The organism is Bacillus sp. EKM202B (assembly GCF_011066025.1).
Classification (GTDB): domain Bacteria; phylum Bacillota; class Bacilli; order Bacillales; family Bacillaceae_G; genus Bacillus_A; species Bacillus_A toyonensis.
Map to the genome: position 1 here is coordinate 13,728 of NZ_JAAMNK010000018.1, position 26,941 is coordinate 40,668.

The 26,941-nt window shown below is 35.9% G+C and carries 23 protein-coding genes and 2 pseudogenes; 11 read left to right on the forward strand and 14 right to left on the reverse strand.

From position 1 onward, the window contains the following. Positions 1–30: 30 nt before the first annotated feature. From G9F74_RS19780 to G9F74_RS19795, 4 genes are all read right to left on the reverse strand, one after another. Positions 31–1,503 (reverse strand): sodium:solute symporter family protein, encoded by a 1,473-nt coding sequence (locus G9F74_RS19780; protein ID WP_000125694.1) that lies wholly within the window; start codon positions 1,501–1,503, stop codon positions 31–33. Further along, positions 1,500–1,697: a DUF3311 domain-containing protein gene (locus tag G9F74_RS19785; protein WP_000719865.1), complete on the reverse strand. Its 198-nt coding sequence runs from the start codon at positions 1,695–1,697 to the stop codon at positions 1,500–1,502. The genes G9F74_RS19780 and G9F74_RS19785 overlap by 4 nt, the downstream gene beginning before the upstream one ends. 1 nt (position 1,698) lies before the next feature. Further along, the gene (locus G9F74_RS19790; RefSeq protein WP_016107565.1) at positions 1,699–2,874 is read right to left on the reverse strand and encodes an amidohydrolase; all 1,176 of its coding nucleotides are present in this window, start codon (positions 2,872–2,874) and stop codon (positions 1,699–1,701) included. A gap of 132 nt (positions 2,875–3,006) precedes the next feature. Further along, the gene (locus G9F74_RS19795; RefSeq protein ID WP_000734486.1) at positions 3,007–3,717 is read right to left on the reverse strand and encodes a C39 family peptidase; all 711 of its coding nucleotides are present in this window, start codon (positions 3,715–3,717) and stop codon (positions 3,007–3,009) included. Positions 3,718–4,094: 377 nt separating this feature from the next. Here G9F74_RS19795 and G9F74_RS19800 point away from each other — a divergent pair, with 377 nt between their 5' ends. The 8 genes and pseudogenes from G9F74_RS19800 to G9F74_RS19835 form a co-directional block, all read left to right on the forward strand. Next, positions 4,095–5,510 carry an amino acid permease gene (locus G9F74_RS19800; RefSeq protein ID WP_016107564.1) on the forward strand — a complete coding sequence of 472 codons (1,416 nt, stop codon included), beginning with the start codon at positions 4,095–4,097 and terminating at the stop codon, positions 5,508–5,510. A 282-nt stretch (positions 5,511–5,792) separates the two neighbouring features. Next, entirely contained in the window at positions 5,793–6,668 is an 876-nt protein-coding gene (locus tag G9F74_RS19805; protein WP_001176160.1) for a cytochrome aa3 quinol oxidase subunit II, read from the forward strand. A gap of 33 nt (positions 6,669–6,701) precedes the next feature. Continuing rightward, a complete protein-coding gene (gene qoxB, locus G9F74_RS19810; protein ID WP_000762376.1) occupies positions 6,702–8,636 on the forward strand; it encodes a cytochrome aa3 quinol oxidase subunit I in 1,935 nt (644 codons plus the stop codon). A gap of 13 nt (positions 8,637–8,649) precedes the next feature. Further along, positions 8,650–9,252, forward strand: coding sequence for a cytochrome aa3 quinol oxidase subunit III (gene qoxC, locus G9F74_RS19815; RefSeq protein ID WP_016107563.1), 603 nt, complete (start codon positions 8,650–8,652; stop codon positions 9,250–9,252). Further along, positions 9,253–9,564, forward strand: coding sequence for a cytochrome aa3 quinol oxidase subunit IV (gene qoxD, locus G9F74_RS19820; protein WP_000531386.1), 312 nt, complete (start codon positions 9,253–9,255; stop codon positions 9,562–9,564). Positions 9,565–9,785: 221 nt separating this feature from the next. Then, a complete protein-coding gene (locus G9F74_RS19825; protein ID WP_000399997.1) occupies positions 9,786–11,615 on the forward strand; it encodes a monovalent cation:proton antiporter family protein in 1,830 nt (609 codons plus the stop codon). Between the two features lie 52 nt (positions 11,616–11,667). Continuing rightward, positions 11,668–11,925, forward strand: a complete 258-nt coding sequence (locus tag G9F74_RS19830) for a DUF4022 family protein (RefSeq protein ID WP_000926990.1) — start codon at positions 11,668–11,670, stop codon at positions 11,923–11,925. Between the two features lie 14 nt (positions 11,926–11,939). Further along, positions 11,940–12,364 (forward strand): annotated as a pseudogene (locus G9F74_RS19835) (GNAT family N-acetyltransferase); the annotation flags it as partial. Between the two features lie 53 nt (positions 12,365–12,417). On the opposite strand, the pseudogene G9F74_RS19840 reads toward G9F74_RS19835, so the two are convergent. From G9F74_RS19840 to G9F74_RS19850, 3 genes and pseudogenes are all read right to left on the reverse strand, one after another. Continuing rightward, positions 12,418–12,803, reverse strand: a pseudogene (locus tag G9F74_RS19840) (hypothetical protein). A 4-nt stretch (positions 12,804–12,807) separates the two neighbouring features. Next, positions 12,808–13,008, reverse strand: a complete 201-nt coding sequence (locus G9F74_RS19845) for a helix-turn-helix transcriptional regulator (protein ID WP_016107560.1) — start codon at positions 13,006–13,008, stop codon at positions 12,808–12,810. Between the two features lie 180 nt (positions 13,009–13,188). Continuing rightward, a complete protein-coding gene (locus tag G9F74_RS19850) occupies positions 13,189–14,481 on the reverse strand; it encodes an NCS2 family permease (RefSeq protein WP_016107559.1) in 1,293 nt (430 codons plus the stop codon). 266 nt (positions 14,482–14,747) lie between these two features. Between G9F74_RS19850 and G9F74_RS19855 the strand changes: the two genes are divergently transcribed. Beyond that, positions 14,748–16,139, forward strand: coding sequence for an amino acid permease (locus tag G9F74_RS19855; RefSeq protein WP_016107558.1), 1,392 nt, complete (start codon positions 14,748–14,750; stop codon positions 16,137–16,139). A 181-nt stretch (positions 16,140–16,320) separates the two neighbouring features. Then, entirely contained in the window at positions 16,321–17,868 is a 1,548-nt protein-coding gene (locus G9F74_RS19860) for a DNA-binding protein (RefSeq protein ID WP_000791528.1), read from the forward strand. Between the two features lie 35 nt (positions 17,869–17,903). Here G9F74_RS19860 and G9F74_RS19865 read toward each other — a convergent pair whose 3' ends face one another. Together G9F74_RS19865 and brnQ1 are read right to left on the reverse strand one after the other, a co-directional pair. Then, positions 17,904–19,625, reverse strand: a complete 1,722-nt coding sequence (locus G9F74_RS19865) for a DUF2339 domain-containing protein (RefSeq protein WP_000656748.1) — start codon at positions 19,623–19,625, stop codon at positions 17,904–17,906. 135 nt (positions 19,626–19,760) lie between these two features. Then, positions 19,761–21,062: a branched-chain amino acid transport system II carrier protein BrnQ1 gene (gene brnQ1, locus G9F74_RS19870; RefSeq protein ID WP_080119642.1), complete on the reverse strand. Its 1,302-nt coding sequence runs from the start codon at positions 21,060–21,062 to the stop codon at positions 19,761–19,763. A 403-nt stretch (positions 21,063–21,465) separates the two neighbouring features. On the opposite strand from brnQ1, the gene G9F74_RS19875 reads away from it, so the two are divergent. Continuing rightward, positions 21,466–22,851, forward strand: a complete 1,386-nt coding sequence (locus tag G9F74_RS19875; protein ID WP_000443131.1) for a peptide MFS transporter — start codon at positions 21,466–21,468, stop codon at positions 22,849–22,851. Positions 22,852–22,882: 31 nt separating this feature from the next. On the opposite strand, the gene G9F74_RS19880 is transcribed toward G9F74_RS19875, so the two are convergent. From G9F74_RS19880 to G9F74_RS19900, 5 genes are all read right to left on the reverse strand, one after another. Beyond that, positions 22,883–23,962 carry a YHYH domain-containing protein gene (locus tag G9F74_RS19880; protein WP_016107556.1) on the reverse strand — a complete coding sequence of 360 codons (1,080 nt, stop codon included), beginning with the start codon at positions 23,960–23,962 and terminating at the stop codon, positions 22,883–22,885. Positions 23,963–24,101: 139 nt separating this feature from the next. Then, positions 24,102–24,734, reverse strand: a complete 633-nt coding sequence (locus G9F74_RS19885; protein ID WP_001041715.1) for a class A sortase — start codon at positions 24,732–24,734, stop codon at positions 24,102–24,104. A 116-nt stretch (positions 24,735–24,850) separates the two neighbouring features. Further along, a complete protein-coding gene (locus tag G9F74_RS19890) occupies positions 24,851–25,324 on the reverse strand; it encodes a hypothetical protein (RefSeq protein ID WP_001081109.1) in 474 nt (157 codons plus the stop codon). Then, positions 25,317–25,535 carry a helix-turn-helix transcriptional regulator gene (locus G9F74_RS19895; RefSeq protein ID WP_016107555.1) on the reverse strand — a complete coding sequence of 73 codons (219 nt, stop codon included), beginning with the start codon at positions 25,533–25,535 and terminating at the stop codon, positions 25,317–25,319. The genes G9F74_RS19890 and G9F74_RS19895 overlap by 8 nt, the downstream gene beginning before the upstream one ends. 112 nt (positions 25,536–25,647) lie before the next feature. Beyond that, complete coding sequence (locus G9F74_RS19900) at positions 25,648–26,910, reverse strand: 3D domain-containing protein (protein ID WP_001105796.1); 1,263 nt, start codon at positions 26,908–26,910, stop codon at positions 25,648–25,650. Between the last annotated feature and the right edge of the window lie 31 nt (positions 26,911–26,941).

Here is a 26,941-nt window from a genome sequence, read left to right on the forward strand (position 1 = left end):
CTCTTTTCAAAGATAGCTCTCGTGCACAGGTTATTTTTCTACTATTATATTGTCTGTTTTTATAGATACTCTTTTCGTAATCCCACTCACTACAAACATCACAATCATATTCATTAATAATGCGATTATACCTACGTTTAAATCTTTTATATACTGCGGGAAACTCGGAAACATCGTAGCTATAGTAGAACCAGATAAAGTAATATATGCAACAACTAACAGACCAATCGCCATTCCTGCAATCGCCCCTTGCTTCGTAATAATTTGACGTGGAAACAAACTACATACAAGTGCAGGGAAAAGTTGCGTTACAATACTGTATCCCATTAAAAGGAGAGCTCCTATTGTTTCTCCTCCTTTAAATGTAAATAAAACTGCTATAAACGTTACTACAGGCACAAATAATTTTGCTACTTTAGCCACTTGTCTATCTGAAGCAGATGGGATCATCGTTCGGTAAATATTTTTCGCTAACAATGTAGACGCGGCCATAACAAGCATGGATGCTGGAACTAATGCCGTTAATACCCCAGCACTACCAATAATTCCAATAAACCAAGGATCAAAAGTTTGTAAAGCAAGACGGAATAATGAAAGATCTACATCTCCTCCCTTTAGTCCAGGAACTTGCAGGATAGCAGCAAACCCTGCAAAAAATACGAAAAGTAAAACTAAAGAGTACAATGGCATAATTGCCGCATTTTTACGAAATACTTTTTCATTTTTAGCAGAGAAAGCAGAAGCAAATGTATGAGGCCACATATAAAAACCTAGGGCCGTTAATATAATAGTAGAAACAAACCAAGAAATACTCATCCCTTCTTCAGGTAAAGATAAAAATCCTGGTTTCGCAGCTTCTACAGCTTCGAACATCGGCTGAAACCCTCCGTAATAATGATACGGTAAATATATACCTAAAAACATAACAATAAACAGGATCATAATGTCCTTCAAAGCGGCTGTCCAAGCTGATCCATGTATACCTGAAACCATTACATATATAGTTATAACAATAGCGCCAATCCATACTGCAACAACAGGTGATACCCTTCCATAAGAAGCTTCTGAAACGATAATCCCCAATCCCTTCAACTGTAAAACAAGATATGGGATGATGGAAACAACACCAACAATTGAAACAATCAATCCAAGCGCTTTACTTCTATATTTCTTCGCAAAAAAATCTGGCTGTGAAACAAGGTTATGTTCTTTCGCATATTTCCAAATTGGCGGTAATAAGAAATACGATAAAATATAAGCTAGTGCGCCATAACCTAAAATATAAAAAGTAGGCGCTCCTTTACTATACGCCCATCCACTTCCTCCTAAAAATGTGAATGTCGTATAAATTTCGCCTGCCATAAGGAGAAATACGAAAATCGTTCCAAATCCTCTTCCTCCAACTGACCATTGCTCTAAATTCATATCTTTTCCACGCTGCGCCCGAATACCTAAAAATAGCGCTAGAAATAAGAATAAAATAATGATAAATAATGCTGTCATTCCATATCCCCCTTATTAGCAGGATCGAATACGTACACAATCCCCATACAAAGAGAGGTAATAAGCACCGATAATAATACCCAAAATAATAAAAATGGCATCCCTAGTACGTAAGGAGTGACCGAATTTGCAAATACTGGTCCAACTACTAAACAAAGAACGGGAATAAGTGCTAGCACGTGTATTTTCTTCATCTCATTCTCCTTTATTTATGAAATTCATAATGGATGATACAAACACTTCCACGCCAATCGGCAGTGCATCTTCGTCAATCGTAAAACGAGGATGGTGATGAGGATATATAATTCCCTTCTCTTTATTTCCTGCTCCGATAAAAAAGAATGTCCCTGGTGCCTTTTGTAAAAATGCTGAAAAATCTTCTCCAGCCATCGTTGGTTGTAAACGAACAACCCTGTCTCGTCCATAAAGTTGCAATGCCGTGCGTTCAATAAGCTCTGTAACTTCATAATCATTTACAACTGGTCGGTATCCATATTCATAAGAAAATGTATATTTCGCTCCGTAAGATTCTGTAATATACTTTACAATCCGTTCAATCTTCCCCTCTGTTTCTTCTCTCAACTCATGTCTTAAACTCCGCACTGTTCCTTCAATTTCCGCTTGTTCTGGAATCACATTATGGGTTGTTCCGGCATGAAATTGCGTAACAGATACTACGAGAGAATCTAACGGATTCGTGAGGCGAGATACAATTTGCTGAAGTTGTGAAACAACTTGTGTACCGATTGCAATACTATCAATAGTTTCATGAGGGATTCCAGCATGCCCACCCTTGCCCTCAATCGTAATTTTAAAAACATCCGGCGCAGCCATTGCCGCACCATAAATTACACCTATTTTACCAACCTCTAACGACGCCCACAGGTGAGCACCAATAATATAATCCACACCTTCCATTACCCCCGCTGCAACCATTTCCTCTGCGCCACCAGGAAAATTTTCTTCTGCATGTTGGAATAGAAAACGAATCTCCCCTTTAACCTTCTCTCTTTCCTCTACTAACTTATGTACCACACCAAGTAATATCGCCATATGTCCATCATGACCACATGCATGCATCACACCTTGATATGTCGAAATAAAATCAAAATCATTTTCTTCATGAATAGGAAGAGCATCCATATCAGCCCGGACCGCAATTGTTTTACCGGGCTGTTTACCTACTAACTTTGCCATCACACTATATTGAGTCGGTCGTGACACTTCTAAATATGGGATTTTTTGAAGTATGTCGAACACAAACTGCGATGTTTTCTCTTCTTGAAAAGATAACTCTGGATACTTATGAAAATGCCTTCTCCACTCAACCAACTGATTTTTTGACAAAACAAGTTCCTTTGCAACATCCATTTCTCTTCTCTCCTTCTTCACCAAGTTAAATGTTATTATAACGCGAATTATTAACTTTTAAAAGAATATTCCGAATTTTCCGTGTTATAGACTTAAAAATAAAAAGCCATCTAAAAGATGACTTTTTCCTTATTACAAAATAGTAATTGCTTGTTTTCCCATTTGCTCCCAAGCTTTCTCAAATTCCGCTCGTGGAACAGCCAAACGTGGATTGTTTTTAAGAGGATCATTTACATATACAAAGTTTTGATCATATCCAATTACTACTGCACTATGCTCATAATATGTAATTTTTACTTCACCTGAACTCGTATTCCATGTTTCAAAACTACTTTCAGCTAGTGGCTTAAACGTTGTATTAATAATGACCCATACTGGAGATCCAGAACTAATTACTTTATATATATCTTGCATGTCTCTACCTGTTAAATTAATTACTTTTTCAGGAACATATTTTTCTGCTAAATTAAAGATTGGTTGATTATATACACCATATCCAGGTTCAGCCTTCGTATAAATGTTTCCAACGAATCCCTCATAAGGATTTCCACGCAAACCATTTTGTTCAAATGGAACACGATGGATTTCGCTAGCAAGCTGCATCTTATCTACTTGTACACCTTTATATTGCAGTAACATAGCCAAACTTGTCACTTCACATCCACGAGGTAATTCTGGTAATTGTTTTATAAATGGAACATCTTCAATCATAGCTGATTCTTTCATTTCAGATAGAAAATCTAAGCGTAGCACTTGCGCCTTTTGTATAATTTTATCTTTCCCTATAAAAAACGCGGCCGCAAGTATAATCCCAAAAACAAAAAGATATTTTAACTTTTTCATTATAAACAAAACTCCATTAATTATTATTTTACAGACACAACTCTTATCATTGTACCCTTCTTCTAACTAGTTTGCTAGAAAGATTCTGTGAATTATTATTCACATTTATATCGTTATAAAATTCTAATTATTTTTAATAAAAAGAAAAAACAATATACTTTTTCGGAACATTTTGCTAAAATCGAAATTATTAACATAGTGAAGATATCACCTTGTTAATAAACATTCTTAGAGTATTTAGTCATAGTTCGTTTTTTACATACTCCATTCATTTCATAACAAATAAATTGAGTATGTGTCACATCCCCCGCTAATGATTAAACACTCAGAATGAAAACCAGTTAATACATACAAGAAAATAACGGGGTGAGGGGCATATGAATCAACAAGTAGAACAAACAAATTTAAAACGTACAATGAAAAGTAGACACTTATTTATGATTGCACTTGGTGGCGTTATTGGAACTGGACTATTTATGGGATCTGGTCAAATCGTCCATAACGCTGGACCTGGTGGTGCAATTCTTGCATTTTTAGTCGGTGGATTTGTTATGTATTTAACGATGTTATGTCTTGGTGAATTATCCGTTGCTATGCCAGAAGCAGGTTCGTTCCAAAGCTATGCAAGCAAATTTATTTCACCTGGTTTTGGATTTGTTGTCGGTTGGATGTATTGGTTAAATTGGGCTGTTACAGTTGGAGTAGAGTTAACAACTGTAAGTATTTTAATGAAACGATGGTTTCCAGACGTTTCTTCGTGGATTTGGTGCGTTACATTTGCAGCAGCACTTTTTCTTGTAAACGCTCTATCAGCAAAGGCATATGCAGAAACAGAATTTTGGTTCGCAAGTGTAAAAGTTGCAACAATTGTTATTTTTGTCGTACTTGGTGGTGCAGTTATGTTTGGTCTACTAGACTTTAACGGAAAACCCGCTCCAATGCTTCACAATTTCACTGAAAATGGCGGGCTATTTCCAAATGGTGCATTAGCTGTTCTTCTTACGATGATTACAGTAAATTACTCCTTCCAAGGAACAGAATTAATCGGAATTGCTTCAGGAGAAAGTGAAAATCCTGAAAAAACAATTCCAAAAGCAATTAAAAACACAATTTGGCGAACTCTATTCTTCTTCGTCCTAGCAATATCAGTTGTTGTAGGGTTACTCCCATGGCAAGAGGCTAATCTAGTCGAAAGTCCATTTGTACTTGTATTTGATGTAGCTGGTGTTCCATATGCAGCAGACATTATGAACTTTGTTATTATTACAGCCGTATTATCCGTAGCTAATTCTGGTTTATACGCAAATTCTCGTATGCTTTGGGCGATGGCAAAACAAGGAATGGCAAGTCCAGCTTTTACGAAGTTAACTAAAAAAGGGGTACCACTGAATGCACTCATTTTCAGTCTTATTTTTGCAAGCCTTTCTTTATTAACAAGCGTGTTTGCGGCAGATACTGTCTTTCTAGTTTTAACATCTATTGCAGCAATGGCTGCCGTTGTCGTTTGGATGTCAATCGCGGCTTCACAGTTTTTCTTCCGTAGAAATTTCGTAAAAAATGGCGGCGACATAAATGACTTAAAATATCGTACACCGCTCTATCCAGTAGTTCCAATCGTAGCGTTCTCACTCAACTTTATTACATTTGTTAGTTTAGCTTTCATTCCAGATCAGAGAATTGCTCTTTATTGCGGAATTCCATTTATGATTATTTGCTACATTTTATACCAAGTTAAATATAAAAAAGTTGTCACATTTGAACAGAAAAAAAGTATAACTCAGGAAATAAACTAAATATACAAAATATTCAGCTATTTTTCTTATAATAAGATAGCTTTTTTCTATTTATTGGATATCTTGGTATAACTTTATTTATCTTAAAATTTTCACAATCACGTTTTTCTCTGGAAAATAGTTTACAATATAATCAAGTTACAAATGATATTCACCTTAAAAAGTGTGCATTTGTGTCTATTTTTTAACAATATCTCAAAAACTATTGCCTTCTATAAATTAATAGGTTTATATTGTTTTATTGGCATAGTTTCAATCCAAGGAGAAAGGAGATTTTCAATCGTGCAACTAAAGAAAGCATTTTGGAAGTTGGCTTCGCTTCTTCCGTTATCATTACTTCTGTTCCTCGGTGGCTGTGATAAGAAACTCGCAGTATTAAATCCGCAAGGACCTGTTGCAAAAGCACAGTATGATTTAATTGTTTGGTCATTCTTGCTTATGTCATTAATTATCGCAATTGTATTCATCCTGTTTACAGTCATCTTGATTCGTTATCGTGAAAAACCAGAGAATATGGACTACGAGCCACCTGAACAACACGGTAACACATTATTAGAAATTATTTGGACGCTTGTTCCTGTTATTATCGTTATCGCATTATCGATCCCAACAGTAAAAGCAACTTATGCTTCGGAAGAGGTTCCGGAAGAGTCCAAACATATTAAACCAGTTGAAATTTATGTTACATCTGCAAACTGGAAATGGTTATTCAGTTACCCAGAGGAAAAAATTGAAACCGTTAACTATTTAAACATCCCAGCTGGTGTACCAATTCAATTCAAACTGACTTCTGTCGGCCCAATGAATGCTTTCTGGGTACCAGAACTTGGTGGTATGAAGTACACAATGGATGGCATGATTATGGATCTTTATTTACAAGCTGATAAGCCAGGTTCTTACCTAGGCCGTAGCGCGAACTTCTCTGGTGAAGGATTCACTCACATGGAGTTCGAAGTTGAAGCAAAAACAAAAGAAAAGTATGACAAGTGGGTAAAAGAAGTACAACAAACTGCTCCTAAACTAACAGAAGATAAGTACAACGAAATTGTTAAACCTGGTGTAGTTGGTCGTATGACATTCTCTAGTCATCACTTAAGTTATGTAGATCCAAAATCACTTGAATATTGTGATTACAACTACTACAAAAACAAAAAATAATAGCTATTATTCCAACAGATTGGAGTGAACACAGTGAAGCTTGATGAATTCTTTGTCACAGGTGACCCGATTATTTACGGTGCAGACGCTTCTATCGTTCTTGTGACATTAGCAATCATTTTCGTACTAACAAAGTATAAAAAATGGAAGTGGCTTTGGGATGAATGGTTGACAACTGTTGACCATAAAAAAATCGGAGCCATGTATATTATTTCTGCGGTTATCATGTTATTCCGTGGTGGTATGGATGGTTTAATGATCCGTGCACAATTAACATTCCCAGAAACAACTTATTTAAACGCTGAACACTATAACGGAATCTTTACAACACACGGTACAGTTATGATTCTTTTCATGGCGATGCCATTCGTTATGGGATTAATGAACCTTGTAGTACCATTACAAATTGGTGCTCGTGACGTTGCATATCCGTTCTTAAATGCTTTAAGTTTCTGGTTATTCTTTGTCGGAGCAATGTTATTTAACATCGCTTTCGTAATCGGTGGTTCTCCAGACGCTGGGTGGACTTCTTACTTCCCAATGGCAGGTACAGAGTTTACTTCTGGTGTAGGAAATAACTACTACGCAATTGCATTACAGATTTCAGGTCTCGGTACGCTAATGACCGGTATTAACTTCCTTGTTACTATCTTAAAAATGCGTACACCTGGTATGACTTTAATGAGAATGCCAATGTTTACTTGGTCAATCTTAATTACAACAATTATCATTATTTTCGCTTTCCCAGTATTAACAGTTGCTCTTGCATTAATGACATTTGACCGTCTATTCGATGCTCACTTCTTTACGATGGCGAGCGGCGGTATGCCGATGTTATGGGCCAACCTGTTCTGGGTATGGGGTCACCCTGAAGTATATATCGTTATTTTACCGGCATTCGGTATTTTCTCTGAAATCATTAGTACATTCTCACGTAAACGTCTATTCGGTTACAGTGCGATGGTATACTCAATGGTTGCAATTTCTTTACTAAGTTTCGTCGTATGGCTTCACCACTTCTTCACGATGGGTGCAGGTCCAGCGGTTAACTCATTCTTCTCGATTTCGACAATGGCGATTTCGATTCCAACCGGGGTTAAGATCTTTAACTGGTTGTTTACACTGTATAAAGGACGTATTCGTTTTACAGTTCCAATGCTTTGGTCATTGGCATTTATTCCAAACTTCGTAGTCGGTGGGGTTACAGGGGTTATGCTTGGAATGGCAGCAGCTGATTATCAATACCATAACAGCTACTTCCTAATTGCTCACTTCCACTACGTATTAATCGCAGGTACAGTATTCGCTATGCTTGCTGGATTCACATTCTGGTATCCAAAAATGACTGGTCATATGTTAAATGAACGCCTAGGTAAATGGACATTCTGGATCTTTATGAGCGGATTCAACATCTGTTTCTTCCCAATGTACTTCTTAGGTTTAGACGGTATGACTCGTCGTATGTACACTTACTCTGAAAGTCTTGGATGGGGATGGCTAAACCAAATCGCATCTGTTGGTGCGGTAATGATGGGTATCGGCTTCCTACTTCTTTGCTACAACGTAATTTGGAGTGCACGTCACGGTGAACGTGACACAACTGGAGATCCATGGGATGGTCGTACACTTGAATGGGCAACTCAATCTCCTGTACAACATTACAACTTCGCGAAGCTTCCTGAAATTAAAGAAGCTGATGCTTTCTGGTACATGAAAAAACGCGGAGAAACAGTTACACCAGCAGCAGAAGATTTAAAACCAATTCACATGCCAAGTAACTCTGGTGTGCCTATTATTGCGTCTTTATTCTTCGGTCTTGCAGGTTTCGCATTAGTATTTAGCTGGTTCTGGCTTGCAGCAATCGGCGGCGTTGGTATTTTAGCTTGCTTAATCTATCGTTCATTCGATTACGACGATGGTTACTACGTAAGTGTTGATGAAATTAAAGAAACAGAACATATAGCATGAGAGGTGAAATGACATGGCGGCTTTAGATAAAAGCTTACCTTTGGAATATCAATCCGAACAAAGCAGATTGAATATCCTAGGATTCTGGATTTTTCTTGGGGCTGAAATTATGCTGTTCGCAACACTTTTCGCCTCTTATCTAGTCCTTGCTGGTCGTACGGCAGATGGCCCAACTCCAGCACAACTGTTTGAACTTAAAACGCTTTTAATTCAAACATTACTACTTTTAACAAGTAGTTTCACATGTGGTATCGTAATTCACGAAATGCGTAAGCACAACCAAAAAGCAATGCTTGGATGGTTCACCCTTACATTACTTTTAGGTGCAGGTTTCCTATTCTTTGAAATCGAAGAGTTCATTATGTACATCGGTGAAGGCGCAACAATTCAAACAAGTGCTTTCCTATCTGCATTCTTCGTTCTTCTTGGAACGCATGGTGCCCACGTAACAGGTGGTATCATTTGGGCAACTTGTGTTATTATCCAAATTTTAAAACGAGGTTTAACACCAGTTACAGCTCGTAAAGTATTCATTATCAGCTTATACTGGCATTTCCTTGATCTTGTTTGGGTCTTTATTTACACACTAGTTTACTTGAACGGGATGGTGGCGTAAATGGGTCAAAATAACAACCAAGCAAACGGGCATGCACATAGCGGATTCCCTTGGTCACACGTTTTCGGATTTATTTTATCGCTTGCACTAACGTTTCTAGCGTTATACGTGGCACTTTACACAACATTGCCACTTTCAACAGTCTTAACAACTATTATCATAATGGCTGTTGCGCAAGCTTTATTACAATTAATTATGTTCATGCATTTAAAAGAAGGAGAAGGAAGAGTTCAAATTCTTACAATGATATACAGTTTCTTCGTTGCAACTGCAACAGTTGGTTTAACTGTATGGATCTTCTTCTCAATGTAATGTACATGAAAAAGACTGCTGAGATTCCTCAGCAGTCTTTTTTTATCCCCCTACCCTATTACATCCACATTACGGCATTAACCGCAGAATCATGAAAAATATACTTATTATGACAAATGTTAAGAAAACTCTTTCTTTATGAAATCGAATCCATATGCGTTGATTTTCTACCTATTATATGGCTAAATAGGTACTATATTTATTTGAAGGGAGAGAACGCAATGGAACATCATACTTCTGTTCTATCACTTATGGTTGTAGTTGCAATCGCGTTTTTCGTTCCCCTTTTGTTACAACGCTTTAAATTAAAAGCACTTCCTGTCGTTGTTGCAGAGATCATCGCAGGAATCTTTGTAGGTAAAAGTGGGTTTAATATTATTGAGCCAGATATGTGGCTCCAAGTTTTATCAACACTAGGATTTATCTTCCTCATGTTTTTAAGCGGGTTAGAAATTGACTTTTCTATTTTTAAACAAAAAGGGAAAAAAAGTACGAAAAACGAACCAAACACATTCCAAGCAGCAAGCATTATTTTCTTGTTTATTTTCATTTTATCTTATGCCCTATCATTACTATTCGTATGGCTAGGATTTGTAGATAATGCAATGTTCATGACTTTAATTATTTCGACTATTTCTTTAGGTGTTGTCGTACCAACATTAAAAGAGAATAACTTAGGAAAAACCGCAATCGGACAAATCATTTTATTAGTCGCTGTTATTGCAGACTTAGTTACAATGATTTTACTCGCTGTATTTGTCGGATTAAATTCTGAAAGCGGCCAAAGCATGTGGCTCCTACTCCTTCTATTCGGAGCAGGTATTATCATTTACTTTATTGCAAAACGCTTCAAAAACATCCCATACTTAGATAGCTTAAAAGCTGGTAGTGTACAAATTGATACTCGAGCTGTTTTTGCACTTATCTTAATTTTAGTAGGGTTATCTGAATCTGTTGGTGCAGAAAATATTTTAGGTGCCTTCTTAGCAGGTGTACTCGTATCGTTATTATCACCAAATGAAGATATGGTTGAAAAACTTGATTCCATCGGATACGGTTTCTTCATTCCTATTTTCTTCGTAATGGTTGGTGTAAATCTAGAAGTCTGGTCTATTTTTAAAGAACCTTCTAGTATGCTAATGATCCCAATTTTAATTGTAGGACTCTTTATTTCAAAACTTTTACCATCACTCGTCCTACGTAAATGGTATCCGCGTAATATCGTACTCGGAAGTGCCATCTTATTAACATCAACACTTTCCTTAGTTATTGCGGCGGCACAAATTGGTGAAAAACTAGGAATCATCAGCCCAAGTTTATCCGCTTCTCTTATTTTAAGTGCAGTTATTACTTGCATTTTTGCACCTATATTATTTAAAAAGATGTTCCCAAAAGTGGAAACACCAAAACCGAAAGTATCTATTATTGGCGCGAGCAGAATTACTCTTCCATTATCACTTGATTTAAAACGAGAAGACTATGATGTAACGCTATATATGATGCGCCAAAATAAAATAAATGATGAGGAAGCGAAATCACATGACTTCCCTATCGTGAAATTAGATGATATTACAATTGAATCATTAACTGAACGAACAGCATTTGATGCAGATCGCGTTGTCGTTGCAACAAGCGATGATGAACAAAACTTATTATTAGCAGAACATGCGAAAGAACTAGGTGTTGAACATGTCATTGCAAGTGTAGAAGATCCACTTCTACAAGAAAAAGCAACACAAGAACATATCGCTGTATTCTCGACTATTAACTCTACACGTATTTTATTACGTGCTCTTATCGATAAACCGAGTCTCGTTCGTTTAATCACAACAGCGAACGAAACAGTACGTGAAGTTGAACTACGTAGCAATAAATATAACGGCATCGAGCTTCGTCGCCTTCCGTTTTTAGGTGATGTACTTGTCATCCAAATTTACCGAGGTAATAAAGCATTAATACCGCATGGTGATACGAGGTTACAACATGGTGACACACTGCTTGTAACAGGTTCAAAAGAACATATTAATACACTAAAAAACATATTAGAATAGAAAATGCCCTTCACATAATTGAGGGGCATTTTTTTCCATTCTATATGGTAAAATGTTACTATCACATATTATGGGGATGGATCACATTATGTCTATTGTAACTTTAGCTCTATTATTATTAGCGGAAGTACTCGTTGCTATTATTCTCATCGGTGTCAGCATTGAAATTTGTAGTTATGGCTGGAAAAAATCAACTGGCGTCAAATACACTTGTCTCTTGCTTTCGCTCCTTCTTGGAACCGCTAGCATACTCGGACTTTTCGCTGCACCTGCCTATTTCTTTATACAACTAACAGAAAAAGGCTTATAAGGAAGGATGTTAATATAATTACCGTGAAATGTATTGATGCATCTGAAACTTGCGTATTACGTCAAAAATTTTTACACCCGAATCAAACATTAACAGATTGTAAATACTCTTCCGACTACGAAGCAGATACCTTTCACTTAGGTGCTTTTCTAAGCGATGAACCGATTAGTATCGCTTCCTTCTCAAAAAAATATACCCTGACTTACCAACAGGTGTTCATTATCGACTACGTGGAATGGCAACATTACCTAACTTTCGAAACAAACACGCTGGAAGCTCCTTAATTCAAAAAGCGTAACAAGTCTTGCAAGAGCGTAAAGCAAATATTTTATGGTGTAATGGCCGAATTACTGTAACTGACTATTACAAGCGCTTAGGCTTCCAGGAACATGGTGTAATCTTTGAAATTGAACCGATTGGCCTTCATAAAGTATTGTATATAAAAAGATATAAGAAAAGCTTTCCGCAATACGGGAAAGCTTTTCTTATATTTCAATCTTCACTTTTTATTTTTTTCATATATATGTATATAAACAAACTAGGAACTAAAAAACAAGCAAACATAATAAGTCCTGTCATACTAATTTCCTTTATCGAAATATCTGGTGTTACAATGATACAAATAGCTAAAATCCCAATAATAATACCTACTGGAATGGATAATAGCTTCATGAAATAACTACGAGATACTCCCCCTCTATGCTCATACACTTCCACCGAATTTTTTAAGTTTAAAAAGTTAATAACTATTATCCTGCCCCTTGTAAAACATAACGGTAAAACACGATACTTAGTATGACAATATTTTGTAAGATGAAAACTAGTCTAATGTGTTTTAACCCCTCAATCATTAAACGTTCATCTTTCACGATTCTCACCCTATCACTCCTTTTCCCCCCAAAACAAATCATTCAATGTTTTATCTACCGCATAACAAATTTTCAAACATAAATCTAAAGATGGATTGTATTTCCCCTTCTCAATTAAACTAATCGTTTGCCTTGTAACGCCTACTTTTTCTGCTAATTGTTGCTGTGTTAAATCTAACTGAACACGCGCGACTTTTATTTTACTTACAGCCATTCATGTTCCTCCTCTGCCTTAATGTAACATATATATTACATTAAGTAATTTATATTTTTCGTAATTAATTTTCACTTTATCCCGCTATTTATGGGTAATAAACCCCTCACTGATTATAGTTTCACTTTATTATACACAAAAAAGGGGCCTCTCATAAGAAGCCCCTCTTCTATATCTATATTATAAGAATAAATGACATCCAAATAAAATTGTAAATAAGTATAGTAACGGATGTACTTCCATCCCTTTCCCTTTCACAATCTTTAAGACCGGATACACTAAAAATCCGATTGCAATTCCATTCGCAATACTAGACGTTAACGGAATACCTACGAAAATTAAAAATGCTGGTAATGCATCTTCAAACTCATTCCAATTAATATCACGAATACTTTGTGCCATTAAACTACCGACAATAATTAATGAAGGAGCTGTAATAGCAGCTACACTTGATAAAGATGCAATTACAGGACTGAAAAATGCCGTTATAATTGTTAGTCCAACAACTACAATACCTGTTAATCCCGTTTTACCACCCGCAGTAATACCAGCTGACGATTCAATTGTCGCTGCTGTTGGGCTTGTACCAAAGATAGAACCTGTCGTTCCGCCAATCGCATCTGCAATAAAGGCTTTACCAAAACGTTTCTCTGTATTATCTGTAATTAAACCTGCTTGTTTAATTAAACCGAGTAATGCACCTGTCGTATCAAATAAAAGTACAAGTAAAAATGAAAATACAACACCATATAATTCATACTGAATTACATCTGAAAAGGCATTGATTGGATTTGAAACGATAATACCCTCTGGTAAATGAGGCATCGCTACAATTTTATCCTCAAACTTCAGTTGCCCCGTAAAGAAGGCGATAATTCCTGTCACAATCATACTAATAAATAATGCACCACTCACACGTAATACCATTAATACCGCAGCTAAAATTAAACCAATTAAAGTTAAAATAACGGCTGGAGAATGAAAATCACCAATCGTAACTAAATTAGATGGATGATCAACGATAATTCCAGATAGACGTAATCCAATAAAAGCAATAAATAGTCCAATTCCACCTGCAATTGCATGCTTTAAACTATCAGGAATTGCGACAATTAGCTTTTGTCTAAATGAAGTGAAAGATAATAAAAGAAAAATAATACCTGTTACAAATACTGCCGAAAACGCAATGACATATGTAATCCCCTCTGCCTGTTGAACAACAGAATAAGCAAAATATGCATTCATCCCCATAGCTGGAGCAATAACAATTGGATAGTTAGCTAAAAACGCCATACATAGCGTCCCAATAACTGTCGCAATAATAGTTGCAGCAAAAGCTTGATCAAATGGTACACCTGCATCAGATAATATTTTCGGATTGATGACAAGAATATACGCAAATGTAAAAAAAGTTGTGATGCCAGCTAAAAGCTCTTGCTTCACAGAAGTGTTATATTTTTGTAATTGAAACATGCTTATGTACCCTTCCTACATCTGAATTATTATCACACATTCTTTTCTTACTAGTATGTGAGAAAATATAATACTTAATCTTAACAATCAATAAAAAGAAGAGTCAATATATTCTCTAATAGTGAGAATTTTAAGTTTAAGTCTGACAACTCCAGATGTAGTACAGTTCTTTTCTGATTATTTTTGTAGCATAACAGATAGAAATGTTTTATAATTTGAAATAGTTAAATATTTAGGTAGCTCATTCTACAAGGGGGATTCTTCTTATGCAGCACACAAACAAATCTGGAACTTTAAATCGAGGTTTAAAAGAACGACATATTACTTTAATGTCACTCGGTTCAGCTATTGGCGTTGGGCTATTTTTAGGATCTGCTTCTGCTATTAAACTAGCTGGTCCTTCCATCTTACTAGGTTATATGATCGCTGGACTCGTTATTTTTTTCATTATGCGAGCGCTCGGAGAAATGGCAATTGAACAACCGGTTGCCGGTTCTTTTAGTAAATATGCTAATGATTATATCGGCCCACTTACTGGCTATATTACTGGTTGGAACTACTGGTTCTTATGGGTTGTTACTTGTATGGCTGAAATTACGGCGGCTGGAATTTACATGCAGTACTGGTTCCCAGATATCCCGCGCTGGACTTGGGCACTACTCGCTCTATTATTAATGAGCGCTTTCAACTTCTTATCAGTAAAAGTATTTGGAGAACTTGAGTTTTGGTTTGCCCTCATTAAAATTGTCACAATTATCTGTATGATAGTAGTTGGAGCTGGCATTATTTTATTCGGATTCGGAAATGGTGGTATCGCTACTGGTATTTCAAATCTTTGGTCACATGGTGGCTGGTTCCCAAATGGATTTTCCGGATTACTACTTTCCTTACAAATGGTATTATTCGCTTATTTAGGCGTTGAACTAATTGGTGTTACAGCTGGTGAAGCTCAAAACCCGAAGAAAACACTCGCAAAAGCTATCGATAACGTATTTTGGAGAATCCTAATCTTTTACGTCGGGGCATTATTCGTTATGATGGCAATTTATCCATGGAACGAACTTGGTGAGAAAGGAAGTCCATTCGTATTAACATTCCAACAAATCGGCATTGCAAAAGCAGCAGGTATTATTAACTTTGTTGTATTAACAGCTGCACTTTCTTCTTGTAACGGTGGTTTATTTAGTACAGGGCGTATGCTATTTACATTGGCACAACAAAAGAAAGCTCCTGAAAGATTCGGTCGTTTAAATAAAAATGGGATTCCAAGTCAAGGAATTGTAGCAACGGCTATCGTTTTACTTGTTGGTGTTATATTAAACTACCTTGTGCCTGCAAAGGTGTTTACATGGTTAACTAGTATTTCAACTTTCGGGGCAATTTGGACCTGGGGAATTATATTAGTCGCTCAAATTAAATTCCGTAAAGGATTATCAACTGAGAAAAAAGACAAGCTAACGTATAAAATGCCTTTACATCCATTAAGCTCTTACTTCTCACTTGGCTTCCTTGCACTTGTACTATGTATAATGGCGTATTCAGAAGATACACGAATTGCATTAATCGTTGGCCCAATTTGGCTTATTGGCTTAGCTATCGTGTATTACATGAAAGGGTTTCATAAGATTGATGAAACACCTACTTCAAAGATTAGTTAAACAATTTATCCCTTCCTTATTAATTGGAAGGGGTTTTTTATTGTCTATATAAATATTTCTCAACAAAATTCACGGTATTTTTACAATTTTTTAATATTTTTTACGTTTTCTGTCTTTATTTTTTCAGAAAAATAAATTACATTATTAAAGCACATATATTTATTATTAGGGGGATTCTTCTATGAAGAATAAAAAATGGATTACATTTTCTTTAGCAACAGCAATTACACTTAGTATGGGGAGTTCGTTCATACCGTCTACTTATGCCGAAAGCTCTGTAGACCCAGCTCCTGAAATTGCTGCAAAGGTTGTAAATCAAAACAATGGGAAGAAAGTATTATTTGATAATACGCACGGTCAAACTGCAGGGACAGCTGACTGGGTTATTGATGGCGGCTTTTCTGATTTCGGAAACGGCATTGCCCAAAATGGATATCATGTAAAAGAACTTCGTAAATCAACACCTATTACATACGAAGACTTAAAAAATTACAACGTGTTTATCGTTCCAGAGGCAAATATTCCTTACAAAAAATCTGAACAAGATGCAATGTTACAATATGTAAAAAATGGCGGCAGTATCTTCTTCATTGCCGATCATTATAATGCAGATCGTAATAAAAATCGCTGGGACTCTTCTGAAGTATTTAATGGATATAGACGCGGTGCTTGGGAAAATCCCGCAAAAGGAATGTCTAACGAAGAAGCAAACTCACAAGCTATGCAAGGAGTAGAAAGTTCCGATTGGCTATCTAATAATTTTGGTATTCGCTTCCGTTACAATGCACTTGGTGATGTTTCAGCTAAAAACATTGTTTCGCCTGAACAATCATTCGGAATTACACAAGGTGTTTCATCGGTAGCAATGCATGCTGGTTCTACTCTAGCAATTACAAATCCAAAACTAGCAAAAGGACTTGTTTATCTTCCAGAAAACCCATCAAAATGGAATAACGCTGTTGATAGTGGTGTTTATAACGGCGGTGGCGTTGCAGAGGGTCCATATGCTGCAATTGCAAAAGTAGGACTTGGAAAAGCTGCCTTTATCGGTGACTCTTCTCCTGTTGAAGATGCTACGCCAAAATACGTTCGTGAAGATTCTGGCCAAACAAAGAAAACTTACGATGGTTATAAAGAAGAAAACGATGCTGTTTTACTAGAAAATATCGTAAATTGGCTATCGAAACAAGAGACATTTACAAGCTTAGATCAAGTAAACGGTTTACAACTTGATTCACCTACTGCTTTACAAACATTTGAACAACCAAGCTTATCAACAGAGCCACAACCAGAACCTTGGAGTGCACCAAACGCTGGTTATCAATGGTTTAATACAAATACATTTAAACCTGGTTCATACGGATATAACGGCGCCGTAACAGCAAACGATTATGTGATTACACGCCCTAGCATTCTACCAAACAATGAAGTGTTCCAAATAAAGATTCAAGTAAACAACTTATTACCTAATACAACTTATAATAACTATTCTTTAGGTATCTTCACGACTGGCGGAACACAGGTAGCAAAAGTCCAAAATACAAACGGCACTTGGCCATCTACTTTCGGATATAGTAGCGCCTTCTCATTCACAACAAACAGCTTTGGTTCCGCTGAAAAAATTGTGAACGTACAACTTGATTCAAATACAACTGGACAAGCAACACTTCGTCTACGCCAAAATACAACTGCTAAATATAATGAAGCTGTAACGATTAATAAGAAGTAAAAGAAAAGGCAATCCACATGCGGATTGCCTTCTTCTCATTTCTCTTCTTTTGAGAAAAACATTCTGGAAATGACGATACCTATACTACCTACAATTAAGAATAACACTGCCCTGATCATCATTGAAACTTCTGGTAAGTCTAGAAGGAATAACTTTCCTATCGTTACTACTAAAACAACTAAGCCAGCATACAATATTTCATTCATATTTTTATTCCGTCCAAGCCAAACTGCAAATAATGCATATACCATCCATAATAACGATACTGATACGCTTATTATACTTCCATCTGTAGAAAGAACTTCGCCAACTCTAGTAATTGTAATAAATACAATGACCATGAACCAATAGAGAGCTATAGAATAAACATATTTTCCAAAACTCGTTAATACATCTTTCGCTCGTTTCATGCAATAATAAAATGTACCTATTAAAATAATATGAGCAACAAACCCAGCTGAAACAAAATGATCAAACGGGCTAAAAATCGTCTGTACCATTCCAATCGCATAAATAGTGGCACTTACATACAGTTTAATTTGTTGTTTTGCTTTAATAGAAGTAACCATACCGAGAAAACCTTGTAACAATAATACAATTGCTGCATTCACTAAACTGTACTCATATAAAATCGCTAAACTAAATGACCCCATTGCAAAACCAAATAAGAGATTTGCAAATATAGACTGTTTATTCTTCCTATATTCAAGTACAAACATAACAGTATGCACGAGTGCACTTATGACCAATCCCCACGTAGTAAAATCAGGTATTTTTGCAATAGATAAAATAAAGAAAACGGCATTTGTACTAAATATCGCTACTCTTGCTTCTTGTATAAACTCTCTCTCTGAAAACATATGCCAAAATAACAGCAAATGAATTACACCATATACAATCGTTAACTGTATTTGCAAATTCTCTACTAATATCGACATAACAGCAAAGAAGACAAACAGGACAATGGCAGCAACAACATAAGAAATCATATATAAGTACTTATAACGATTTTTCAACGCATACCATAATAAACTAAGTGTTAATATCGTCTCATATCCAAAGAAAATATAAGGATTCGGAGTCGTACTATTTAACAAGAACGGAACGAAGAAAGCTCCGACCGCTACGAAGATAGTAAGGTATTCCGATTGATACTTTTTCGCTAAATAAATTCCTAAAATAACCCATACAATATTACAGATAAACGCAATACTTGCTGGAATAAATCCATATAAATAATGTGCCGCAAACGTCGTTAAAACAATGCCTGTAATACTTCCTCCAGCTAATACTAACCCTAACGCTTGCCGCTCTCGTTTAATTTGAATATCCCCTATATAATACAAACCGATAGATAAGGCGATACCAAACACAATTCGTATCGCTGGTGTTAATAAACCAGCATCTACCCCTGCTTTAAATAACCAAATAACCCCAAGTAGCATAATACCGACAAATATACGCGGCAACCATGTTTGGCAAAACTTAATAATATTGAATGGTTCCGGTTTAAAAGCAGATATATTTACTTGTTTTTCCTCAACTTTTTGCACGGGCTCTTTGATCTTTACTACATCTTCTTGTAATTTTTCATCTATTATCGTTTCGATATATACTTTCTTTTCCTTACTAACATGTTGCTGAGCGTTTTCTACTTCTATTTCCCTTTGTTTTGCTTTCAACTCAAAAAGTGCTTCTTGCATCGTTTCAATTGTAGTTTCGAGTGCTTCTATTTTCTTATTCAAATCTTCCTTCATATGCTCCCCCCTCACCATTCATTCGAAACCTATATATTACCAATTATCTTTATCATACTCTTAGTCTATTCATTTTTAAAACTATTTTTCCAAAAAAAGAAAGGTGTTTTCCCATTATAGAAAACACCCTTTCACTTATTTGTCCTTATTTATCATGATACTAACGATTACACCAATACACACACCTACAAGAGCTGGAATGATCCATCCTACACCTTCTGTATAAAACGGAATATACTTCAATATTGGCGTCCACTGATTCGTCATCACATTTTTATTTAAAATATCGATTGCACTAAATACCGCTACAATCAAAATTGTAACAGGATATATGCACACATACTTCCCAATATATTTATGGAATAACCCTAAAATAATAAGCGTTAATGCAATTGGATAAATAAATCCAAGAATCGGTACTGAAACTTTTAAAATTTGTGTTAACCCTAAATTAGCTAAAATCATACTAATAAAGCTCAATATAAACGCCCAAACTTTATACGATACTTTCGGAAATACACTTGTAAAAAACTGACTACAAGATGTAACAAGTCCAATTGAAACACATAAACACGCAATAGTAAAAATAAGGCCTAACAAAACTACTCCGCCTTGTCCAAATAACGTCGTCATCACTTGTGCTAACACATTCGCCCCATTATTAAACGTACCTAACGAACCGCTAATTGAACCCACATATCCGAGGATGACATAAATAATAGATAATAAAAGACCTGCTCCAATACCAGCAATACTCATATATTTCGCTAAGCCTTGATCATCTTCAATACCTTTTGCACGTAAAGCATTTGCAATAACAATACCAAAGATTAAAGCCGCTAGCGCATCCATCGTTAAATATCCATCTAAAAATCCTTGGAACATAGGAACTTGTCCGTAATTTCCAGTAGCCTCTTTCACACTACCAACTGGTGTAAACATAGTTTTTATAAAAATAAGTGCAATCATACATAATAATAAAGGCGTTAAAACCTTCCCAAATAAGCCCATTAATTTAGATGGCGATAAACTTAACCAGTAAACAAAGCTAAAGAAAACGATCGTATAAACTAGTAAAACTACACTACCCGATTCTGGGAATAACTGACCTGGTCCCATTTCAAATGCTAGACTTCCTGCACGTGGTATACCAAGACCAGGTCCAATAAATAAGTACACAATACACGGAAAAATAATTGCAAATGAAGAATGTACTCTACCCGCTAACGTTTGAAAGCTTCCTGCTTTTGCAACAGCAATAACACCTAATATCGGAAGACCTGTTGCTGATATAATAAAACCTAACAGCGCAATCCACACGTGTTCTCCTGCTTCATATCCAAGGAAAGGCGGAAAGATAAGATTCCCCGCTCCAAAAAACATAGAGAATAGCATAAGACTAATAAGTAAAATTTCTTTTTTCTGTAACAATTTCATTTCTTTCTCCTTCTTCAATTTCATCTCTTGTGAAATCAATTCCACATATAGAAAAACGCGATAATCCGCTTCCTTACAAAGAAAACATAGTCCATAGTCTATCACAAAAGAAATGCCCATTCTATAGCTATTTCCCTTTTCCAATTTCTTCTGAAAAATCAACCTTTCCCCGCATTAACGGACAGTAAGACTCCCCCCCTAATAATTAAGCTAATAACCGGATATCCAGTGGGAATCAAACTGCCCATAAAAGCCCGATTCGTTCAACTAATAATCATATTGGAATAAAATCTTCCAATATGATTAAAGTTTCACTTCATTGACTTATAATAGTTAATAAAGTAAAATATTAAATATACAAAATTATTAACCTTGTTTTTGTTTGTGTCAGGAGGAAAATAACATGGAATCAGCGATACAACTAGAAAAAGAACAGCAAAGAAAAAAGAAACATCCTCCAGGTTTATACTTACTCTTCTTTACAGAAATGTGGGAAAGATTTAGTTACTATGGATTACGAGGATTATTAACATTATATTTAACGACAGCTTTAGTAAGCGGTGGTCTTGGGTTTAGTCCCGCATGGGCACTCTCCATTTACGGATTTTATACTGGAGCCTGTTATTTCACACCAATGATTGGTGGATACTTAACAGACCGTTTTCTAGGTAGAAGAAAAGCCATCACAATTGGTGGTATAACGATGGCAATCGGTAACCTTACACTATTTGCCTTGCAAAACCAATTAGGCCTATACCTCGGATTAGCGCTTATTATTATCGGTAATGGATTCTTCAAACCGAATATCTCTACACTGGTTGGAGAATTATACGAAGAGAATGATCCAAAACGTGATAGTGCATTTACCATTTTCTACATGGGTATTAACGTTGGGTCATTTTTAGCTCCACTCGTTTGCGGATTTTTATCAGAAAATTTATTCAAAACAACAGTTGATGGCGTTGTACATTACGGATTCCGTTACGGTTTCTTAGCAGCTTCAATCGGAATGATCATTGGACAAATTTTATTTACAACACTATCAAATCGCTTCCTTGGTGATATCGGTAAAAAACCAACTCGCGATTTGCAAACAGCTGCTGGACAACCATCAGTAGGAGATACACCGTTAACAAAAAAAGAAAAACAACGTACCGCAGTTATCGTCATTTTAACGTGCTTCGTTGTCTTCTTCTGGGCTGGTTTTGAACAAGCTGGTAGTTCATTAACACTATATACAAACAAATTTGTAGACCGCTCTGTGTTCGGATGGGAAGTTCCAACATCTTGGTTCCAATCGGTCAATCCATTATTTATTATTTTACTTGCCCCAGTCATTTCAGCATTATGGGCAAAACTTGCAACTCGCAAGCGCGGGGATTTAAAAATCCCAACCAAAATGGGACTTGGTATGATCTTACTCGGTATCGGTTATATCATACTTGTTATCGCTACATTAAAAACAGGTAGTGACGAACATAACATTACGGAAAAAGCAAACTTACTATTTATCGTCTTTACGTATCTTTTCCATACGTTAGGTGAGCTATTCTTATCACCTGTCGGACTATCAATGGTTAGTTCTCTCGCTCCAGTAAAACTTGCTTCTTTACTAATGGGTGTATGGCTAGCAAGTTCAGGTATCGCCAATATTTTAGGTGGACAACTTGCAAGCTTCACAACTTCACTTGGATATGCTGAAGTGTTTACTGTTATCGGCGCTGTAGCGATTGTTTTAGGTTGTGTTTTATTATTAATCTCTAAAAAACTAGTAAAATGGATGGATTAAAAAAAAGATGAGGAATTTCTCCTCATCTTTTTTATGCCTTCTTACCTTTTTCTATTGCTTGCTCATACAACTCTTTATGTTCTTTATATTCACTTGGCACGAAACTCTTATAGAAAAATGAAAACCAGCTGTCTCCCTTTTTAAATCCTTCTTCTCGAATTTCCGTTGCTTTTTTATTCGATTTAAATCCTTCAGTAAACCATTTTTTTAATGAGCCATTCTTTTCATACTTGGCAGGAATCTTCAAATCATAGTTTTCAAACGCATACTTATATCCAGCCTTTTCTACTGCCTTTTTTGTAGACTTATAGCCTTTTTCATACGCTGTTTCATATGACTTCACGTATACATCTTTCTCATTATTTCCAGGATTCTTTTCAGCTAGTTCCTTACCAGCCTTTTCCCCTAGTTCAGCTTGCTCTTTTTCAATTTTTTCTGTTCTCTCTTTATTTCCCACTTGGAAACCTTCTGCAAAGATTGGCTTAAACTCTGGAGTAATTTGACTATCGTCCATCGTCTCTTGTGCTAAGCCCTGTTCTTTTCCTTTTTCAAAATGCGTTTTCTTCTGCTCTTCTAAAGACCAAGTAGTAGTATAAGCAGTTGTAAATGCTTGTTTATATGTATCTGATTTTCCAGCTAAATGTACTTGTACATCATTTTTCCCTGCTTTAAAATCAGTCTCTCCATTTTTTTCGCCTTCAAGTTGACCTTTCTCCATATCAACTTGGCGCTTAGCTTCCTCTTGCTTACGTGCCTCTTCTGCTTTTCTTTGTTCCTCAGCTACACGTTGTCTCTCTTCTTCAGCTTTACGCTGTGCTTCTGCAGCACGTTGTTTTTCAGCTTCAGCATTGCGCTGTGCTTCTGCTTGTCTTTCAGCTTCTACAGCACCATTATTATTTTGGCTAGGAGCTGGACTCGTTGCACCACTACTAGAAGCTGGTTTATTGTGATAATGATATTCCCCGTACTGTAATCCCCATTTTTCACAGTTTGTACGACACGTATGTCCACCATTCGCATCTGTACGTCCTGGATGCGCATAAGCTGAAATTGGAGCTATCAATAACGCTACACTTGTTGTTAAAAGAAGTTTCTTCACCTGTTGTCTCACTCTTGTTCCTCCCAAAATTTAGAATTATAACTTTATTATACATAAATAGAAGGATTTTTAAATACAAACTAAAATATTCTATTATTTCTCAAAAGTAGTAAAAAAGAAGGCCAACTCTTTAAAGAGTTGGCCTTCTTTTTTATTTCTTCGCCTTCGTTCCTACTAAATCACCAGCTACAACATAACGCTTAGAATTATCTTTTACAGATACACATGTAATAAGCGTTATCTCATCTTTCCCATGATCTTCTACAACTTCCCATTTATCCGGAGTTACTTCAGATACACCAGTAACAGCGTACTCATATTCATTTTCATTATCATATAAATAAATTTTATCGCCTTTTTTCAAAGATGCTATATCACTAAATAAAACACCTTTTTTAGACATGTTATGCCCTGCTAGTGCGTAATTCCCTTTTCCCATTACTTGATTTTCTTTTACTGTCGCTGCACCTGATAACAGGTTTTTCTCAGTAGAAGATTTTAAAACAGGAATTTCTAATGAAACACTTGGAATCGAAATACGACCGATTACTTGTTTTTTATCTAACGATGCATTCGCTACTTCTGCCAAGTCTGGTTGATTAATTTTTGACGCATCTACAAATTCTGTCTCATGCTTTTCATAATCCATCTTTTGAACAGCTTGCACATTTTCAGTCTGTTTCTTTTCAGCCTTATATCCATCATAAAATGGCTTTCCAATTAAAACCCCACCTACAACAAATAGAAGGATTGCTACTATACTATAAATTCTTTGCTTATTCATATACAATTCCTTTCCCTTACAAAATCTTACTCTATATAAAATGATAAAATAATATTGCTATATGTACAAGTATAAGCTGAAAAGAAACCTTCTTGCCGATGCAAGAAGGTTTCTTTTTAAGCAATTTTATTTCGATATAAAGACACGTGAAAAATCGTCATCTGAATAAAGAAGATACTAAATGCAATATATATCGGATATGCAGGAACATATAGAATAACAATTGGAGAAAGAGTTAAAAACCCAACCGCACAAGGCAACACATACCATAATGACATAAATGTAGTACGACAAGCCTTTTCTGTAATTGCCTTTTCACGCTCATCTTCTTGAGGAAATAATAGTGGAAACATCCAATACGAGAGCTCTTTATATTTTTTCTTTTGAATTTTATAAAGAACCGTCGATACAATACCAAATGTTAAAAGTAATCCGAGCGGTATTAAACTTATTGAAACTTCAAATGGTACTCTCTTCGTTTGAATAAAATTAGCGACTTCAATAGTAAAATAATACAACTCAATAAAAGCCCAACCTGCTAATACCATTAAAAGTACATTTAGCATATAAGAAAATACAAGTCTATTCATCCTCTTTCCCCTCCTTATTTAAAACAAACACATCTTCCATCTTTAACTGGAACACATCACAAATCGTAAGTGCCAATAACAACGAAGGAACGTAATCCCCTTTTTCAATTGCAGCAATTGTTTGTCTCGTCACTCCAACCTTCTCTGCTAATACACTTTGCGAAAAATTGAAGCGAGCCCTTAATTCTTTCACTCTATTTAAAACGGTCAATTTTACCACCTCTCACCATCATTGTATGCTATCCTTAACAAAATGTAAACTCAACTTAACATAATTTTTACAAAAAAATCCAACTTTACGTATTGTAAAGTTGGATTACGTGTTAGTTTAAAATTGTAACTTTAACATTTTTTCTGCCCCAATTACTAGATGAAGCTTTATCAGGCATTAAAACATCGATTTTGTGACCTTTAATTGCGCCACCAGTGTCTGCTGCAATTGCTTGTCCATAACCTTCAACATATACAGTAGAACCTAATGGAATAACACTTGGATCTACAGCAATTAATTTCATTCCTGGGTTTGCAGTTAGATTATAGCCTCCCCATGCAGAATAAACTTGTTGTCCTGGCGCATAGCCATTTTCAGCTGGATCTGCTGTATAAGCTGTTGCATGTACATATATTTCTCTTCCACCAGCAGTTGGCTTCGAAGGTTGTGCAGGTTCTACCTTCGAATTATTATTCGCAACAGGTTCAGCTGGTTTATTAGCTTTCTCTTGCTTTTGTTTTTCAGCAATTTCTGCTTGTGCTTTCACTAAAGCTTCTTGCTCAGCCTTTGCAGCCGCTTCTGCTTTTGCACGCTCTTCTGCTGCAATTCTTGCTGCTTCTTGCTCACGAGCAATCGTCTCTTGTACTGCCTTCATATTTGATTCAATTTTAGCTTTTTCTTCTGCTGCTAAATTAAGTTGGCTTGCAATCTGGTTATATTTAGCTTGAACTGCTTGTAAGTTATCTTGACGCTTTTTCAAGTTATCTTGCAAATCAGCTTGCGCTTTTGCTAATTTTTGTTTGTCTACTACTAAAGATGCTTCTTTTTCGTCAATTGTTTTCTTATCTTCTTCAATTTGACGAAGATCTTGTTCTTGTAGACGTAAAATTTCTTTATCAGCTTCTAAAATAGTAGAAACTGCATTCATACGTTGTAAGAAATCTGCAAAGTTTTTTGACTCTACAACAACTTCTACTACTAAACTTGTATTTGAACTGTTTTGAACAGAAACCATACGTTTTCTCATAATATCTTTACGAGCAAGGACTTTATCCTCTAAAACGACAATTTCATTCTTTTTTTGCTCAATCTGCTTATGTGTTTCATCGATTTTACGTTGAATAGCAGCTTGATCCTCTTTATTTTTTGCAATTGTATTATTTAAGTTATGTAGTTCGTTTTCAATACCTTGAATCTCTTTACTAACAGCTTGCTTCTCTTGCTCTTTCTTCTGCATATCTGCATCGTTTTGCTGCAATTGCTGTTGCATGTTGTTAAGTTTCTCGTCGTTTGACTCTGCTTTTACAGCGACTGTACTAGAAAGACCGATAATTCCTGCTAATACTAGACTACTGATTCGCTTAAAATAGTTCATAATCCGACTCCCTTCTTATACAGTTATACAT

Coding starts and splice junctions, on each gene's coding strand:
- G9F74_RS19780 (WP_000125694.1), bottom strand. CDS start 1,503: ATGACAGCATTATTTATCATTATTTTATTCTTATTTCTAGCGCTATTT.
- G9F74_RS19785 (WP_000719865.1), bottom strand. CDS start 1,697: ATGAAGAAAATACACGTGCTAGCACTTATTCCCGTTCTTTGTTTAGTA.
- G9F74_RS19790 (WP_016107565.1), bottom strand. CDS start 2,874: ATGGATGTTGCAAAGGAACTTGTTTTGTCAAAAAATCAGTTGGTTGAG.
- G9F74_RS19795 (WP_000734486.1), bottom strand. CDS start 3,717: ATGAAAAAGTTAAAATATCTTTTTGTTTTTGGGATTATACTTGCGGCC.
- G9F74_RS19800 (WP_016107564.1), top strand. CDS start 4,095: ATGAATCAACAAGTAGAACAAACAAATTTAAAACGTACAATGAAAAGT.
- qoxC (WP_016107563.1), top strand. CDS start 8,650: ATGGCGGCTTTAGATAAAAGCTTACCTTTGGAATATCAATCCGAACAA.
- qoxD (WP_000531386.1), top strand. CDS start 9,253: ATGGGTCAAAATAACAACCAAGCAAACGGGCATGCACATAGCGGATTC.
- G9F74_RS19825 (WP_000399997.1), top strand. CDS start 9,786: ATGGAACATCATACTTCTGTTCTATCACTTATGGTTGTAGTTGCAATC.
- G9F74_RS19830 (WP_000926990.1), top strand. CDS start 11,668: ATGTTACTATCACATATTATGGGGATGGATCACATTATGTCTATTGTA.
- G9F74_RS19845 (WP_016107560.1), bottom strand. CDS start 13,008: ATGGCTGTAAGTAAAATAAAAGTCGCGCGTGTTCAGTTAGATTTAACA.
- G9F74_RS19850 (WP_016107559.1), bottom strand. CDS start 14,481: ATGTTTCAATTACAAAAATATAACACTTCTGTGAAGCAAGAGCTTTTA.
- G9F74_RS19855 (WP_016107558.1), top strand. CDS start 14,748: ATGCAGCACACAAACAAATCTGGAACTTTAAATCGAGGTTTAAAAGAA.
- G9F74_RS19860 (WP_000791528.1), top strand. CDS start 16,321: ATGAAGAATAAAAAATGGATTACATTTTCTTTAGCAACAGCAATTACA.
- G9F74_RS19865 (WP_000656748.1), bottom strand. CDS start 19,625: ATGAAGGAAGATTTGAATAAGAAAATAGAAGCACTCGAAACTACAATT.
- brnQ1 (WP_080119642.1), bottom strand. CDS start 21,062: ATGAAATTGTTACAGAAAAAAGAAATTTTACTTATTAGTCTTATGCTA.
- G9F74_RS19875 (WP_000443131.1), top strand. CDS start 21,466: ATGGAATCAGCGATACAACTAGAAAAAGAACAGCAAAGAAAAAAGAAA.
- G9F74_RS19885 (WP_001041715.1), bottom strand. CDS start 24,734: ATGAATAAGCAAAGAATTTATAGTATAGTAGCAATCCTTCTATTTGTT.
- G9F74_RS19890 (WP_001081109.1), bottom strand. CDS start 25,324: ATGAATAGACTTGTATTTTCTTATATGCTAAATGTACTTTTAATGGTA.
- G9F74_RS19900 (WP_001105796.1), bottom strand. CDS start 26,910: ATGAACTATTTTAAGCGAATCAGTAGTCTAGTATTAGCAGGAATTATC.